The organism is Euzebyella marina (assembly GCF_014855515.1).
Lineage (GTDB): Bacteria > Bacteroidota > Bacteroidia > Flavobacteriales > Flavobacteriaceae > Euzebyella > Euzebyella marina.
This window is the reverse complement of record NZ_JACYFK010000001.1, coordinates 477772-491294: the sequence shown is the minus strand read 5'-3', so window position 1 is coordinate 491294 and position 13523 is coordinate 477772. Positions and strand designations below refer to the sequence as shown.

The 13523-nt window shown below is 41.6% G+C and carries 15 protein-coding genes; 6 read left to right on the top strand and 9 right to left on the bottom strand.

What is annotated here, in order from left to right:
• Positions 1-9 precede the first annotated feature (9 nt).
• The 5 genes from IL356_RS01980 to IL356_RS01960 form a co-directional block, all read right to left on the bottom strand.
• A complete protein-coding gene (locus tag IL356_RS01980) occupies positions 10-1047 on the bottom strand; it encodes an LLM class flavin-dependent oxidoreductase (RefSeq protein ID WP_121847465.1) in 1038 nt (345 codons plus the stop codon).
• A gap of 101 nt (positions 1048-1148) precedes the next feature.
• Entirely contained in the window at positions 1149-1634 is a 486-nt protein-coding gene (locus IL356_RS01975) for a hypothetical protein (protein WP_121847466.1), read from the bottom strand.
• Between the two features lie 39 nt (positions 1635-1673).
• A complete protein-coding gene (locus IL356_RS01970) occupies positions 1674-2042 on the bottom strand; it encodes a hypothetical protein (RefSeq protein ID WP_121847467.1) in 369 nt (122 codons plus the stop codon).
• A 172-nt stretch (positions 2043-2214) separates the two neighbouring features.
• Positions 2215-3294, bottom strand: coding sequence for a phosphotransferase enzyme family protein (locus IL356_RS01965; RefSeq protein ID WP_121847468.1), 1080 nt, complete (start codon positions 3292-3294; stop codon positions 2215-2217).
• Positions 3291-4181 carry a nucleotidyltransferase family protein gene (locus IL356_RS01960; protein WP_121850574.1) on the bottom strand — a complete coding sequence of 297 codons (891 nt, stop codon included), beginning with the start codon at positions 4179-4181 and terminating at the stop codon, positions 3291-3293. Before IL356_RS01960 ends, IL356_RS01965 begins: the two co-directional genes overlap by 4 nt.
• Before the next feature lie 173 nt (positions 4182-4354).
• On the opposite strand from IL356_RS01960, the gene IL356_RS01955 reads away from it, so the two are divergent.
• From IL356_RS01955 to IL356_RS01930, 6 genes are all read left to right on the top strand, one after another.
• Positions 4355-5953, top strand: coding sequence for a sulfatase family protein (locus IL356_RS01955; RefSeq protein ID WP_121847469.1), 1599 nt, complete (start codon positions 4355-4357; stop codon positions 5951-5953).
• 313 nt (positions 5954-6266) lie between these two features.
• A complete protein-coding gene (locus IL356_RS01950; protein WP_121850575.1) occupies positions 6267-6644 on the top strand; it encodes a nuclear transport factor 2 family protein in 378 nt (125 codons plus the stop codon).
• A gap of 37 nt (positions 6645-6681) precedes the next feature.
• On the top strand, positions 6682-7107 hold the full coding sequence (locus IL356_RS01945) for a VOC family protein (protein ID WP_121847470.1): 426 nt from the start codon (positions 6682-6684) through the stop codon (positions 7105-7107).
• A gap of 6 nt (positions 7108-7113) precedes the next feature.
• Positions 7114-7527, top strand: a complete 414-nt coding sequence (locus IL356_RS01940; protein WP_121847471.1) for an SRPBCC family protein — start codon at positions 7114-7116, stop codon at positions 7525-7527.
• Positions 7528-7567: 40 nt separating this feature from the next.
• Positions 7568-7948 carry an iron chaperone gene (locus IL356_RS01935; protein ID WP_121847472.1) on the top strand — a complete coding sequence of 127 codons (381 nt, stop codon included), beginning with the start codon at positions 7568-7570 and terminating at the stop codon, positions 7946-7948.
• Positions 7949-8069: 121 nt separating this feature from the next.
• Positions 8070-8897 (top strand): universal stress protein, encoded by an 828-nt coding sequence (locus IL356_RS01930; protein ID WP_121847473.1) that lies wholly within the window; start codon positions 8070-8072, stop codon positions 8895-8897.
• Between the two features lie 65 nt (positions 8898-8962).
• Here IL356_RS01930 and IL356_RS01925 read toward each other — a convergent pair whose 3' ends face one another.
• The 4 genes from IL356_RS01925 to IL356_RS01910 all read right to left on the bottom strand — a co-directional run bounded on the left by IL356_RS01925 (position 8963) and on the right by IL356_RS01910 (position 13521).
• The gene (locus IL356_RS01925) at positions 8963-9895 is read right to left on the bottom strand and encodes an SMP-30/gluconolactonase/LRE family protein (protein ID WP_205601268.1); all 933 of its coding nucleotides are present in this window, start codon (positions 9893-9895) and stop codon (positions 8963-8965) included.
• 46 nt (positions 9896-9941) lie between these two features.
• The gene (locus tag IL356_RS01920; RefSeq protein ID WP_121847474.1) at positions 9942-11333 is read right to left on the bottom strand and encodes a Gfo/Idh/MocA family protein; all 1392 of its coding nucleotides are present in this window, start codon (positions 11331-11333) and stop codon (positions 9942-9944) included.
• Positions 11334-11448: 115 nt separating this feature from the next.
• On the bottom strand, positions 11449-13038 hold the full coding sequence (locus IL356_RS01915; RefSeq protein WP_121847475.1) for an FMN-binding glutamate synthase family protein: 1590 nt from the start codon (positions 13036-13038) through the stop codon (positions 11449-11451).
• Between the two features lie 78 nt (positions 13039-13116).
• On the bottom strand, positions 13117-13521 hold the full coding sequence (locus IL356_RS01910) for a group III truncated hemoglobin (RefSeq protein ID WP_121847476.1): 405 nt from the start codon (positions 13519-13521) through the stop codon (positions 13117-13119).
• Between the last annotated feature and the right edge of the window lie 2 nt (positions 13522-13523).

Here is a 13523-nt window from a genome sequence, read left to right as displayed (position 1 = left end):
AACCGTAAATCAATTGGAAGCCATACATCTTGATTCCGCTATCTCTTCCATTATTTCAGCAAAAAGACGATAGGAATTTATTCTTGCTATTGGGTCATAAATATGAGAGGCGACCATGATTTCATTGACTCCGGTGTCCTCTAAAAACTTAACGGTTTTTTCCTTGACCGTCTCTTTATTACCTATAAAAGAAAATTTCATCATGCGCTGTAAGGCGGGATCCACAGCTATTTGTTTGAGCTGTGGTGTCATCTCGGTAGGAGGCTGTAAATAATCAATTTGTCCGGTGAGAACACCTACAATCATTCTTATGCTTGAAGTAGACATGCGTTCAGCTTCCTCTTCGGTATCGGCGGCAAGAACATTTACACATGCCATAGTATAAGGTTCTTCAAGGTATGCCGAAGGCTGAAAGTTATTGTTGTAAATAGTAAGGGCCTTGAATAGGTGTGTAGGGGCAAAATGACTGGCAAACACATAAGGTAGGCCTTCTTTTGCGGCCAAATAGGCACTATCGGTACTTGATCCCAGAATATAAATAGGTAAATCTACGCCCTCGGCAATGGGCACCCTCACTTTATTGTTTTTATTTTCTGCAGAAAAATACTGTTGAATAGAACGAAGCTCTTCAGGAAAACGGTAGACGGCTTGCATACGGTCGGGCCTAATGGCCTGAGCAGTGGTCTGATCGGTGCCTGGGGCCCTTCCTAAACCGAGGTCGATGCGATCAGGGTAAAGAGCACTGAGTGTGGCAAATTGCTCCGCAATCAGCATAGACGAATGGTTGGGTAGCATAATACCACCGGAACCGACTCTCAATTGATTGGTACCACCGGCAATATGACCTATCAATACAGAAGTGGCGGCACTGGCGATACTCACCATGTTATGGTGCTCTGCCAACCAAAAGCGATTATAGCCGAAAGACTCCGCTTTTTGTGCCAAATTCAAACTATTCTTAAAAACCTCAGAAACTGAGAAGCCCGAACCAATGGTAGCGAGCTCCAGTATTGAGTAAGGAATAAAATCTTTTCTATGCTGCTTCATGTTCACCAACTGTTTTGAATAACAAAATTAATCAATAATAGACCGGTGACACGGTGTTCTCCGTTAAGGAGATGATAAAGTTTACTACAACATAGTTGTCTTTATAAAGCTGATAAACTATTGTCTTGATGAATTTCTATTTCCAGATTCGATTTCAGCTTTTGCCATTCATTATTAAGTTCTTCCGCCTGAGATTGAAGAATGGCATTGGTGGTATTGGGCAAATCGGTGTAGGCCAAAAGCTCTTGATATTTTAAAATCAGTTTTTTTTCAGCTTTAACGATTAGTTCATCCACTTCGGTGCCAGTCAAAGGCCTTTCCAGTAGCGAATTTTCTAAATCATTAAAAATCAACCTGTCAGTTTTTGGTACATCAGGCGATGCTACTTGATCGGTTACGGCCAATATTTCGTGCTTTAAGATGGCTGCAAAAGAGCTGTACTGAAAGTATCTGTGTTTGAAATAATCCCTTTTACTAGGGTGTCTATCAGAAGTTACGAGAGTGCCGTAGACCCTTTCAGCCGAAAAGAGTTGGGCAAATAGGGCTTCCAAGCGATTGAAAATGCTTTGGTTATCAGAATTATGCATAATTTTTTATTTAAATTAAAAGAATTGGAAGTCGCCGTACTATCGGGTACAATTGGCACCCCAAGTTTCACCACCTTCGATAAAAGCAATAATTAATTCACCTTCATCAATTTTTATGGTTCCTGAGCTGTTCACCAAGATATTCTGGTTTTTTTCCATAGTTACACCATTGATACTTGGTATTCCATTGGAAAAGTCAAATCGATAATTGTCGCCTACTTTCACAACCGTCACTCGGCCATCATCAGTTGAAATCTCAGTTTCGGTATCCGGTTCGGAATAGCTAACGCTACCATTGTAGGTGCCAACAAAAAGATTGTCGTCTGTAGGGTCGTTGTCTTTACTACAAGAAACCGCCACCAAGGTAAGGCAGATTAAAAGACCCATATGCTTTGCAATTTTTTTCATGTTTTAAAATTTAGGATTTTATGTTTCAAACAAAGGTATAGGGTGTCATACGCCATCCTAACTTCGTTAAGGAAGCTTTAAGACATAAAAATTCTAATGAGTTAAAGATATAGTTGATACAGACGAAGGGGCCCTATACCGGAGGTTCACCTAAATAAAAAGCAAGGGTTATTTAATTTTTTGGGACAATGGTCGCGTTGATTGTATCGCTCATAAATGCAAAATGAGCCAACGCTTTTTCGGTGAAATTCAAAAGGCTAAGACTACGGTCAAGGTTTTGGTTTTTATAGGCCACTTTATAATATACGTCGCCGTTCAAGTAGTCGGTGAGGGCTCTTAGGCCGTGAAGAAATGGCATTAAAACGGCACCCCATGGTAAGGTTTCAACTTCCTTTTGGCTCAAAAATGGTCCATTGGCTGCCAGCCCTTTTACAAAGGAAGAGAAGAGCTCCTTTTCAAAAACAATTTGGTCATGATCTATCTCATCTTCGGGGGCGGTGTTAACGATGGTTCGCACGGCATCCCCAAAATCGTACATAAATTTACCCTTCATTAACGTGTCTAAATCAATTAGACAAAGTGCCTTTTTTGTTTCCTTGGAAAAAAGGATGTTGTTCAATTTAGTATCGTTATGGCAAATGCGGTCAGGAAGTTCGGCCACATTTACATCTCGTAATTTTTCGATGACTTTATGCGAGAACGAAATGGCATTTGCGGCCATCGATAGTTTTTCTTTAGGCGCATGTTCTAAAGCTTCTTGGAATTGAGAGGTCCGCAGCTTTAAATCATGAAATTGAGGTATGGTATCAACATATTTGTCTAACTGGGCGCTGAGTAGAAGCATATTAAATTTAGCAATAACCTTACCTGCTTCAAAAGCTATTTCAGACTCCGTAGTAGTGTTGTAGGCAGTGCTGCCATCAATGTACGTCATCACCCGCCAATATGCCTTCTCCTTATCTTCGGTAGAAAGATAACTCTCTCCGGTTAAAGTTTTGACAAGGGTTATCTGTTGGTAATGGTCATCGTTCAAATGTTCAAAAGCATCTTGAACATTGTTCATTAACTCGGCTACGTTGGTGAAGACTTTATGGTTGATCCGCTGTAAGATATAGAGCGGAGTTCGATTTTCAGAAACTAAATAAGTATCGTTGATCAAGCCGTCGGTCAACGGCTTGAATCGATAGGGCTTCTCGGGTACCGAGAATTTTGTTAATAAGTTATTGAGTTGCTCTTCTTTATAATTACTCATTCGTTAGGCCAAAGCGGCGAACTGTATTTTCCGGCGTTGGTCTTTTTTTGTAAATAAGATACAGCGGTCTCACGGTCGCTGGCATAGGTAACACCGAACCAATCGCCACCCGAAGGAACCACTTTAACCTTAATTTCACCGGCCTGTAGCATATCTTGAATAATCTTTGGTATGTAAAGCTCGCTTTTGGCACCCAAATCTTTACTGTTCAAGAAAGCCCTAAAATCATTTTCAATTTTTTCGAAGATACTAGGCTTGCAAACCCAAAAGTTCATGCTTACATGCTCTTCTCCGGTATATTCGTTGCCAGAATCTTCATCTATAACTTTACCATCTTTTGCCTCTAGTTTTAAACGCTCATCAACTGAAATAAGGTTGTCGCCATCAACTTGACAAACACCTCGAGAAACGGAACCATGTTCTGATAAGGTGTTTTTTAAGGTATAGCCCACGAGGGCATAGGTATTGTCGTCTTTATGCGCCCGCATAAAATTAGCGGCGTTTTCGTATGCCGGCTGACCATAGAAGTCATCTGCGTTCAAAACAGCAAAAGGACCGTTGATAACGTCTCTGGCCGTCCAGACCGCATGGGCGGTACCCCAAGGTTTTTGGCGTTCTCCTTCAAAAGTACAGCCATCTGGCAAATCAGTAATTTCTTGGGCCAGAACATCCAATTTAATATTGGCCGGCAAACGGTTTCTCAAATGATCTTCTAAAAACGAGACATTGTCTTTTTTGGTAATAAGTACAATATGGTCAAAACCATTTTTCAAGGCATCGGAGATACCGAATTCCATAAGGAATTCACCATTCGGACCTAAATCATCGAATTGCTTTAGTTTGCCATATCGGCTTCCGCTTCCAGCAGCCATCAAAAGTAAAGTCATGTTTCTGTAGATTTTATTGAGTTCGGGCAAAAATATGACTTTATAAAGAAAGAGACGGTGAAATGCTAGTATAGGTAACATTTTTTTGACATCTCGATAAATTTTGCTCCTATAATTTTTCTACTTTACTATCAAATTCATCTAGCCTTCTCGTTTCTTTAATATTGTAGTAAATGAAATTTTTTCTTCTTTCGGTTTTTATAAGTTTTTCGGTATTTCTTCATTCCCAAGAAAACTCCAGACCGAATATTCTTGTCATTATTTTCGATGATGCCGGACTGGACATGAGCGCCTACGGAAGTACCTACGTGAATACCCCTGGTTTTGATGCCATTGCTAAAAATGGAGTGCTTTTCAACCGAGCGTATACACCTAATGCCAAATGCGCCCCTTCTCGCGCTTCACTTATGACCGGAAGAAATTCATGGCAGCTCGATGCTGCAGCGAACCACGTTATCTATTTTCCGCCCAAGTTTAAAACTTATCAAGAAGTACTTCAAGAAAACGGGTATACCATCGGTTTTACGGGAAAAGGTTACGCGCCTGCCATTACCTTGACCGCCGATGGAAAAGAGCGTGAAGTTCTTGGCCCAGCTTATAACACTGAGATATTAGAACCTTTGACCAGTGGCATTTCAAGCAATGACTACAGTGCCAATTTTGATAATTTCCTTCAGAGAGCCCCAAAAGATGCTCCTTGGAGCTTTTGGGTCGGTAGTTTAGAACCACATCGGGGTTATGAATATGGTTCCGGAAAGCGTATTGGAGGAAAGACCGAGGATATGATCAAAGATTTCCCTCCTTATTGGCCCGATAATGAGGTGACACGTACCGACTTGTTAGATTATGCCCTTGAAATTGAAAATTTTGATGAGCATATCGTCAAAATTATGAATTCTCTTGAAAGATCAGGGCAATTGAACAATACGTTGGTAGTGGTAACCTCCGATCACGGAATGCCATTTCCAAGGGTCAAAGGCGACCAATATGAAAATGCCAATCATGTGCCCATGGCCATTCAATGGCCAAAAGCCATGAATAAAAAGAACAGAAAGGTAGAAGATTACATTAGTTTTATTGATTTGGCCCCGACTTTTTTAGAAGCCGCTGGTATCGATTGGCAAACCTCAGGAATGCACCCTCCGGCAGGCAAGAGCCTCTTGAATATATTGGGCTCTTCAAAATCGGGACAGATTGATGATTGGCGTAATTTCGTTTTGGTGGGGAAGGAAAGACATGACACTGGGCGACCGCGTGATGTGGGTTATCCTATTCGCGGGATACATAAGAATAATATGCTCTACATTAAGAATTACGAAATTGATCGTTGGCCCAAAGGAAATCCGGAGACCGGTTATTTGAATACAGATGGTAGCCCGACCAAAACCGAAATATTGAAATTGAGAAGAAACGGAAATTCCCGTTACTGGCGATTGAATTTCGGAAAGAGAGTAGAAGAAGAGTTATATGATTTAAATGATGACCCTTTTTGCATGAACAACTTGGCAAGCGACTTAAGTTATGCCGATGAAAAATCAGACTTGCGTTTTGAGATGGAGATGAAACTAAAAGAACAGGACGATTTGAGAATGCAAGGTTACGGTCATTTGTACGAACAGGCCCCTTTCGTCAATGGCCGAGATTTTTATCATGATTTTATGGCCGGCAAACAACCCAAAGCTGGTTGGGTAAATGATTCCGATTTTGAACCTTTTGTGCTTGATGGTGATGGAAACGAACTGGAACCGGTAAAGATTAATCTCAAAAATTAGATTAAAAAAGCAACCTCATCAAGTCGGTCTTTACGGTTCGGTTACCTGATGAATGGCTAGAGAGCTTGAGGTTTCACTGAAAAAGTATGACTTGTCCAGAATGTCGCAATCAACCCTTTGAATTGGCGTAATGCACCTATTTGAAGCAGCTTTGTGCAACTTATCTTTGAAAGAGTGCTAATTAGATTTGCTCCCCAAGGGAATACTGACGGGGTGGGTGTATGTCTGCGGATGAGAAGATTTTGCTAGTTATCTATGGAGAGAATTGTTCATAATTATACCTAGGATGCCTCATAACTTAAATAGAACCAAAATGGTGAAAATAACTGCACCGGCAGATTGCGATAATGCCCCAAAGAAGAAATTTCTAAAAGAATTTAATGTGGCTTTTGCCGAAGCCGATGTCGACTACTTTCATGATAAGCTGACCGATGATGTGGTGTGGGATATGGTCGGTGACAAAATTATTGAAGGAAAGGAGAATTTTATAGCCGCCTTATTGAAAATGAAAGAATATACCGCCAAAGAGTTAAAAATAGAGAGCATAATTACTCATGGCAGGTCTGCGGCAGTCAATGGTACCATGGTAATGAACAAGGGTAATGTTTTTGCCTTCGCCGACTTTTATGAATTTAGAGGGGCCAAAGGTAGTCTGGTCAAAAAGCTTACTTCTTATGTGGTCGAAAAATAAAGAGTAGAAACATACTTAACTATAAAACGTAAATGAGATGAAAGTTAATCCGTATTTGAATTTTGATGGGCAAGCTGAAGAGGCCTTCAAATTTTACAAGTCAGTCTTTGGCGGCGAATTCACTGCCAATATGAAAATGTCTGATGCTCCGGGAACGGAGAATCTACCCTCATCGGAGCAGAGTAGAACCATGCACATTTCGTTGCCTCTCGACGGTGGTACCGTTTTAATGGGGTCTGATATCATGCCTTCGGCGGGGCACCAGCTGAATAAAGGTAATACCAACTATATTTCGCTGCATCCCAAAAGTAAAGATGAGGCCGATAGAATTTTTGAAGGTCTTTCAAAAGGCGGTGAAATTGAGATGCCCATGGCCGATCAATTTTGGGGAGACTATTTTGGCAGCTTTATAGATAAGTACGGTATTCACTGGATGATTAATTATAACGCAGAATTTAATTGATAACAGATGAAGATGATAACTATTGGTACGACCGTTGAGGTTGATAAAGAAAAGGTTTGGCAGTTTTGGACCCAACCTGAGCATATTATCCATTGGAATTCTGCATCCGATGATTGGCATACTCCAAAGGCTGAAAGTGATCTGCGAACCGGTGGTCGCTTTACTTCTCGAATGGAAGCTAAAAATGGCAGTATGGGATTTGATTTTGGCGGGACCTTTGATGAAGTCAATCCGCCTGAACTGTTGAATTATACCTTAGATGATGGCAGAAAAGTGTCTGTTAAATTCGAGGAAAATGAAGGTGTTACTAAGGTCACCGAGAGCTTTGAACCCGAAGATCAAAATCCTCTAGAAATGCAAGAGCAGGGATGGCAGGCTATATTGAACAACTTCAAAAAGTACGCGGAGTCGATAGCTTGACACCACATTCCTATGATTTTAATTTATAAATCATTCGTTCATGAAATCAAAAGAAGATAAAAAGCCCACCACCGTTGAAGAATACCTGAAAAGTTTTCAGGGGGAGGTTCATAGTGCTTTAGGCCAAATAAGAGGCTTGATCAAGCAGGAAGTTCCTGATGCTGAAGAATCGATGGCTTACGGCATGCCGGCATATAAATTGTTTGGAAAACCTCTTGTTTATTTTGCAGGCTATAAGAATCATATCGGGTTCTACGCCACCCCAACAGGCCACGAAGCATTTGCTGACGAACTTTCAATTTATAAGCAAGGTAAGGGCTCGGTGCAATTTCCTTTAGATGCAGAGATGCCTTATGACCTGATCCGCAAAATTGTGCGGTTTAGGGCAAATGAGAACGAAAAGAAGTTTGGTCCGAAGTAATGATTAAGGCCAGAGAAGATTTCTTTTGAGTCATTAATACTGAGAATTGTCATGTTTTTTGGTAACGAGTATGGTTAACTTTGGTAAAACAAGCTAATGATTAGCTCAAAATTCTAAGGTTATGAAAAAAATAATAGTTCCTGTAGATTTTTCCCAGCAATCGGAATATGCTATGAAAGTAGCTGTTTCGTTGGCTAAAAAACATGGTTTTGAAATATTGGCATTGCATATGCTAGAACTCAATCAGGCAATGATTACTTCCACCGAAGATTATCATCCCGAACAAACTGTGTTTCTAATTAAAATGGCTGAAAAAAGGTTTGATGAATTTTTGAAAAAACCTTTTTTAAACGAGGTAAAGGTCACTCCAATCATTAAGCACTATAAAGTGTTCAGCGAGGTGAACGAGATTGCCAAAGAACACGAGGTGGGCCTCGTGGTAATGGGCTCTCATGGTGCCGATGGTCTTACAGAGATATTTATTGGGTCAAACGCCGAAAAAGTGGTGCGAACATCAGACATACCAGTCATTGTCGTGAAAGGAGAAATGGAAGATTTTAACATCAAAAGGTTTGTTTTTGCCTGCGACTTTAGCCTTGAAAATCTGACTGCCTTTAGTCAGGCAAAGGCTTTTGCCTCGATGTTATCGGCTGAATTGAATTTGGTTTATGTAAATACTCCGGGTGATAGCTTTTTGAGCACTTCTGATTGTTACGAAAGAATCAATAAGTTCTTACATGAGGCAAAAAGTGCCGAAGAAGTAACCATTTACAATGATTATACGGTAGAAAAGGGCGTTCTTGGCTTTAGTGAGGTGAACGGTGCCGATGCCATAGGCATACCCACCCATGGCCGGAGAGGTCTTGCACATTTTTTCATGGGAAGCATTGGCGAAGATATTGCCAATCATTCAAAAATACCTGTCATTACCTTTAAAATCAATGATTGATAGACAGTAACATAAAATAACTAAGGCGCCTGATGGCGCCTTTTATTTTTCAATCAATTTTGTGACTAAGGATTGATAGGTACCTCTAAAATCTTTCCCGCCAGCATATCAGGTAATAATAGACGACCGTTTTCTTCCTCAAGAAGAAAATCGGCTGCAGATTGCAAATTTTCAATTAAAATAGTGGCTTCCTCTGTCTTGCCATCTATTTTCCAAACTTTGGCCTGTGCCCAACTGCTTACGTAATAGTTGCCTTTACTATCTTGTTCAACGGCATCGGCACCTCTGAAAGTTCCCTTTAAAGGGGTTAATTTTCCGTTTCGGGTTACTAAAAAGTTGCCGGTGAAAAAGGCACCTACCATGATATTGCCCTGGTTATCTACACCGACCCCGTTTGGGTTTAGCATCAAGGGCGAGCCGTCTTGCACAATAGATATTTTTCCATCTAACGTAATATGATAGATTCGGCCTACTTGCGGAATCTTCTTGGCTTCCTCACTATCTAAAGGCCATAAATCGTTATTGGCATCACGCATGTATTGCGTGGCACCCATATCGGCCACATAAATTCCTTTTTTTTCGGAGTCTACGGCTACATCGTTTAAATAGAGCGCTTCCTTCGGAAAATCTTCTTTTTTGATAAAAACCGTAGCCTTTCCGTTTTGGTCAACTTTCCAGACTCTATTCAGGTCTGAGAGGTAGAGGTGGCCATCTAAAAAAACGATTCCTTTGGGCTCATCGAAGCCATTAGAGAAGATTTTTACCCCTTCTTCTGAGATTTCTGCGATTTGTCCATCGCCCTCCTCCTTGCCGTTCATCAGGGTTACGTAATAATTGTCGTTGAACCCTTTGGTAAGACTCTCCGGTTTCATTCCTACTTCTACCGGGAACTTTATTTGCGCTTGTGTGATAGTGGCCCATAACATAAGACACATGCAAATCGTACCTTGAATTGACCGGAAAGCGCGACTTTTGGCGCAGGGTGCTGATTTTTTCATTTTTGAGACGTTTTTTAGTAATAAGCATTTTGTTGAAGTATTTGGGTTATATAATTTTCATTTCCGTTGGATTCCAGTCCACCGGTTTTTTTGAATAATAGCTGTCGTTGGCCAAAAGGGCAGCGCCTGCGGCGCGTAAACCGAAGGTAGGGTCTTGAATTACTTTTCCGTTTCCACGAATGGCTTCAAAGAAGTTGGAAAAATGATCATGTCTACCACCTTTGTAATCGCTGGGCGCTTTCCAAGTGGTAGTACCCGTACTCAATGAAGAAGCCCTTGATTCTAGGTTCTGCTCTTCATAACCTTTTTTGATTTTTTTCTGCATTTCTTCGGTGAAGGCCACCATCGAATACCCTGCCGGTACCAAGCCTAACTTTGACCTTTTTAGGGTGACCGAGTTTTGGCCGACTTCCATCTCACCTTCTGTGCCTATCAGTTTAAAACCACCGCCACCGCCACTTCCGGCGATAAAATTAATACGAAAGGCTGCGTTAAAAGCAGCATGGGTTTCCGTTTTTGGATAGTCGTAAAGAGTGATGCTTACATCGGGTACATCGCGCCCATCTTTCCAATATCGAAGTCCGCCCGTTGCTAATGCGCGATTGGGTCCGTGAGAACTGATAACGTGGTTTAGGGTAGAAAAGGCGTGTACAAAAAGGTCACCTGCAACCCCGGTACCGTAATCCCTGTAATTTCGCCATCTAAAAAAACGCTTGGGTTCAAATGGCACTTTCGGGGCATTGCCCAAAAAGGTGTCAAAGTCAACGGTCTGCTTATTGGCGTCAGGTGGTATCGGATATTGCCAAGCACCCTCGGCAGAGTAACGATCATTATAGAAATCGAGCATTACGATGTCGCCAATGGCACCTTTCTCATATAGTTGTTTGGCCTTTTCATTGCCCAAAGAAGCCATACCCTGACTACCGATTTGGCAAAGCTTTCCCGACGATTTTTGTGCATCTATGATAGCTTGCCCTTCTTCCCATTTTTGAACCATCGGCTTTTCGCAGTATACATGTTTGCCCGCCTTTAGAGCATCAATGGTTATTTGTTTATGCCAATGGTCGGGAGTAGCCACAATAACGGCATCGATATTTTTTTGGTTCAATAACGCCCTATAATCCCTAGTGGTGAAAATATCATTTCCCCATAATTCTTTGGCGCGGTCTAACCTACCGGTGTAAAGATCACAGGCGGCAACCACTTTTGAGCCATTAACGGTCAGGGCGTCGTTGGCGTCGTAAATACCTTGAATGCCCACGCCGATTACACCAAGATTAATTTGGTCATTGGCAGAATAGTTGTTTTCACGATGTTGTCTTTGCAGCCAAATAGTCTCATCTCTTGATGAGGCTAAAATAGTGGGCGCCGAGGTAATGGCGGCCGATCCTAAGGCAGCCTTTTTTAAGAAAGACCTTCTGTTTGAATTTTGTTTCATTTTGGTATGCTTTTGATAAGCTGGTTTGGATAAAAAGCAGAGGAATTTACATCTTTTGGCCTGCAATGCCAAAAGTTTAACCCTTGCTCTAAATCGGTTATCGACTGATTCACTCTCAAGACATAATCCGCGTTAATTTATAGAAGCGCTGGTATTCATCAGGTATGTCTGAAAGCTTTAAAAGACAGCCTTCTTGCATATACGGATATATTTCATCGTAAGTCGCTACCTTGTACATACTTACCCGCTTGCTGATATGTTCCCTTCGAAGATCCTGAGGGCCGTCTAGTCCTGCAGCGGCAACCAATTCAAGGAAACTATGAATGGTGGCCTCATGGTAATTCTTGACCCTTACCGATTTATCACTGACTACCAGCCCTTTCATAAGTGATTTGTTCTGGGTAGCGACCCCTACCGGGCACGTATTGGTGTTGCATTGCAGTGCTTGTATGCAACCTACCGCCAACATCATGGCCCGGGCGCTATTACAACCATCTGCGCCTAGCGCAATGGCCCTTGCCATGTGAAACCCTGAGATGATTTTGCCCGCAACGATTACCTTAATTTCTTTTCGAAGGCCGAAGCCGACCAGAGTGTCGTGTACAAATACCAAACCTTCGCGTGAAGGCATGCCCATGGTGTTCGAGAACTCTACCGGGGCCGCACCTGTACCACCTTCACCACCATCAACGGTTATAAAATCAGGTGTGATACCTGTATAGATCATGGCCTCACAAAAATCCATGAATTCTTGTTTTCTGCCAACACATAGTTTAAAACCTATAGGCTTGCCATCTGATAGGTCACGCAGTTTTTTAATGAAGTGCATGAATTGAATGGGATTGGAAAATGCAGAATGCGATGGAGGCGAATGAACCGCAATACCGGGTTTAATGTGTCTGATCTTAGCAATTTCTTCTGTGTTTTTTACCGCAGGAAGTATCCCGCCATGACCAGGTTTCGCCCCTTGCGATAATTTTATTTCAATCATTTTTACCGCTGGGCGAAGGGCATTTTCCCTGAAGGTGGTTTCGTTGAAAGTGCCATCATCGTTGCGACATCCGAAATACCCCGTTCCGATTTGCCAAATGAGGTCTCCACCTCCTTCCAGATGATAATCACTGATTCCACCTTCACCAGTGTTATGCGCAAAATTTCCCATTTGCGCACCTTTGTTCATGGCCAAGACGGCATTTTTGCTCAAAGATCCAAAACTCATTGCCGATATATTTAAAAGGCTTGATGAATAGGGTTGCTTGCAATCTTTGCCACCAATAGTAAGCCGTGGAAATCGCCCAATTTCTTTTGGATTGTTCTTTGCGTACATCGAATGTTCCATCCACTCATATCCGGCACGATAAAGGTCCATTTGCGTTCCGAACGGTTCGGTATCATTGGCACCTTTGGCTCTACGATAAATAAGGGAGCGAAGAATACGGTTAAGCGGTCTACCTTCCGTATCGGTTTCTACAAAATATTGCATGATCTCAGGTCTGATTGACTCCAGCAGATACCTGAACCTGCCAATGACCGGAAAGTTTCTTCTTATGGTATGTCTCTTTTGGGTGATGTCAACAATACCCATTAAAATAAGGGGGGCGACGAGAATGAAAACCCAAAGAATCGGTTTCCAAAAAAAGGAAATACCTAGGATAAGCGCTACCAGAATAAATGAAATCAAAAGAAACTTTTCACGAACTTTCATGCTGACTAATTTGTGCCCGAATTTATGAAAATAAGGTCGAAAAGCCTGTCTAATTATCGTGGCATTAGCATCGAATATCTAGTCAAGTTTTGTGCTGTCATGGCGGGCCTTGAATATTTCAATGTATAACATCGTGCTCATTTTTTGAGCCCTGTTTTTGGCGATAAATGCAGTTTCTCCTTCAAAAAGTTCGTCAATAGTTTCGAACCATAGGTTCAGCCATTGCCCAAAATGTTCTGATTGAACGGTGTGTCCCACTTTTTTATCTACATGAATATGCGCCTGTATGGGATTGCCGAAGTATTGTCTCTTCAAAAATAATTGTGCTTCCCAAAAATGGGTAAGTATTTCAAAGTGCTCTTCCCAATCAAGAATGATTTTATTGAAAATCGGACCTAAGGTGGCATGTTTTCTAACCTTGCCGTAAAAGGTTCTGACCAGCAAGTCTATGTGGCTCCGATTACCGATATCAGTCTTTACCACAA

What these genes read in the sequence shown, in the direction of transcription:
- IL356_RS01980 (WP_121847465.1), bottom strand. Translation starts at nt 1,047, where the DNA reads ATGAAGCAGCATAGAAAAGATTTTATTCCTTACTCAATACTGGAGCTC.
- IL356_RS01935 (WP_121847472.1), top strand. Translation starts at nt 7,568, where the DNA reads ATGAAATCAAAAGAAGATAAAAAGCCCACCACCGTTGAAGAATACCTG.
- IL356_RS01965 (WP_121847468.1), bottom strand. Translation starts at nt 3,294, where the DNA reads ATGAGTAATTATAAAGAAGAGCAACTCAATAACTTATTAACAAAATTC.
- IL356_RS01930 (WP_121847473.1), top strand. Translation starts at nt 8,070, where the DNA reads ATGAAAAAAATAATAGTTCCTGTAGATTTTTCCCAGCAATCGGAATAT.
- IL356_RS01955 (WP_121847469.1), top strand. Translation starts at nt 4,355, where the DNA reads ATGAAATTTTTTCTTCTTTCGGTTTTTATAAGTTTTTCGGTATTTCTT.
- IL356_RS01945 (WP_121847470.1), top strand. Translation starts at nt 6,682, where the DNA reads ATGAAAGTTAATCCGTATTTGAATTTTGATGGGCAAGCTGAAGAGGCC.
- IL356_RS01920 (WP_121847474.1), bottom strand. Translation starts at nt 11,333, where the DNA reads ATGAAACAAAATTCAAACAGAAGGTCTTTCTTAAAAAAGGCTGCCTTA.
- IL356_RS01970 (WP_121847467.1), bottom strand. Translation starts at nt 2,042, where the DNA reads ATGAAAAAAATTGCAAAGCATATGGGTCTTTTAATCTGCCTTACCTTG.
- IL356_RS01950 (WP_121850575.1), top strand. Translation starts at nt 6,267, where the DNA reads ATGGTGAAAATAACTGCACCGGCAGATTGCGATAATGCCCCAAAGAAG.
- IL356_RS01975 (WP_121847466.1), bottom strand. Translation starts at nt 1,634, where the DNA reads ATGCATAATTCTGATAACCAAAGCATTTTCAATCGCTTGGAAGCCCTA.
- IL356_RS01960 (WP_121850574.1), bottom strand. Translation starts at nt 4,181, where the DNA reads ATGACTTTACTTTTGATGGCTGCTGGAAGCGGAAGCCGATATGGCAAA.
- IL356_RS01925 (WP_205601268.1), bottom strand. Translation starts at nt 9,895, where the DNA reads ATGAAAAAATCAGCACCCTGCGCCAAAAGTCGCGCTTTCCGGTCAATT.
- IL356_RS01915 (WP_121847475.1), bottom strand. Translation starts at nt 13,038, where the DNA reads ATGAAAGTTCGTGAAAAGTTTCTTTTGATTTCATTTATTCTGGTAGCG.
- IL356_RS01940 (WP_121847471.1), top strand. Translation starts at nt 7,114, where the DNA reads ATGAAGATGATAACTATTGGTACGACCGTTGAGGTTGATAAAGAAAAG.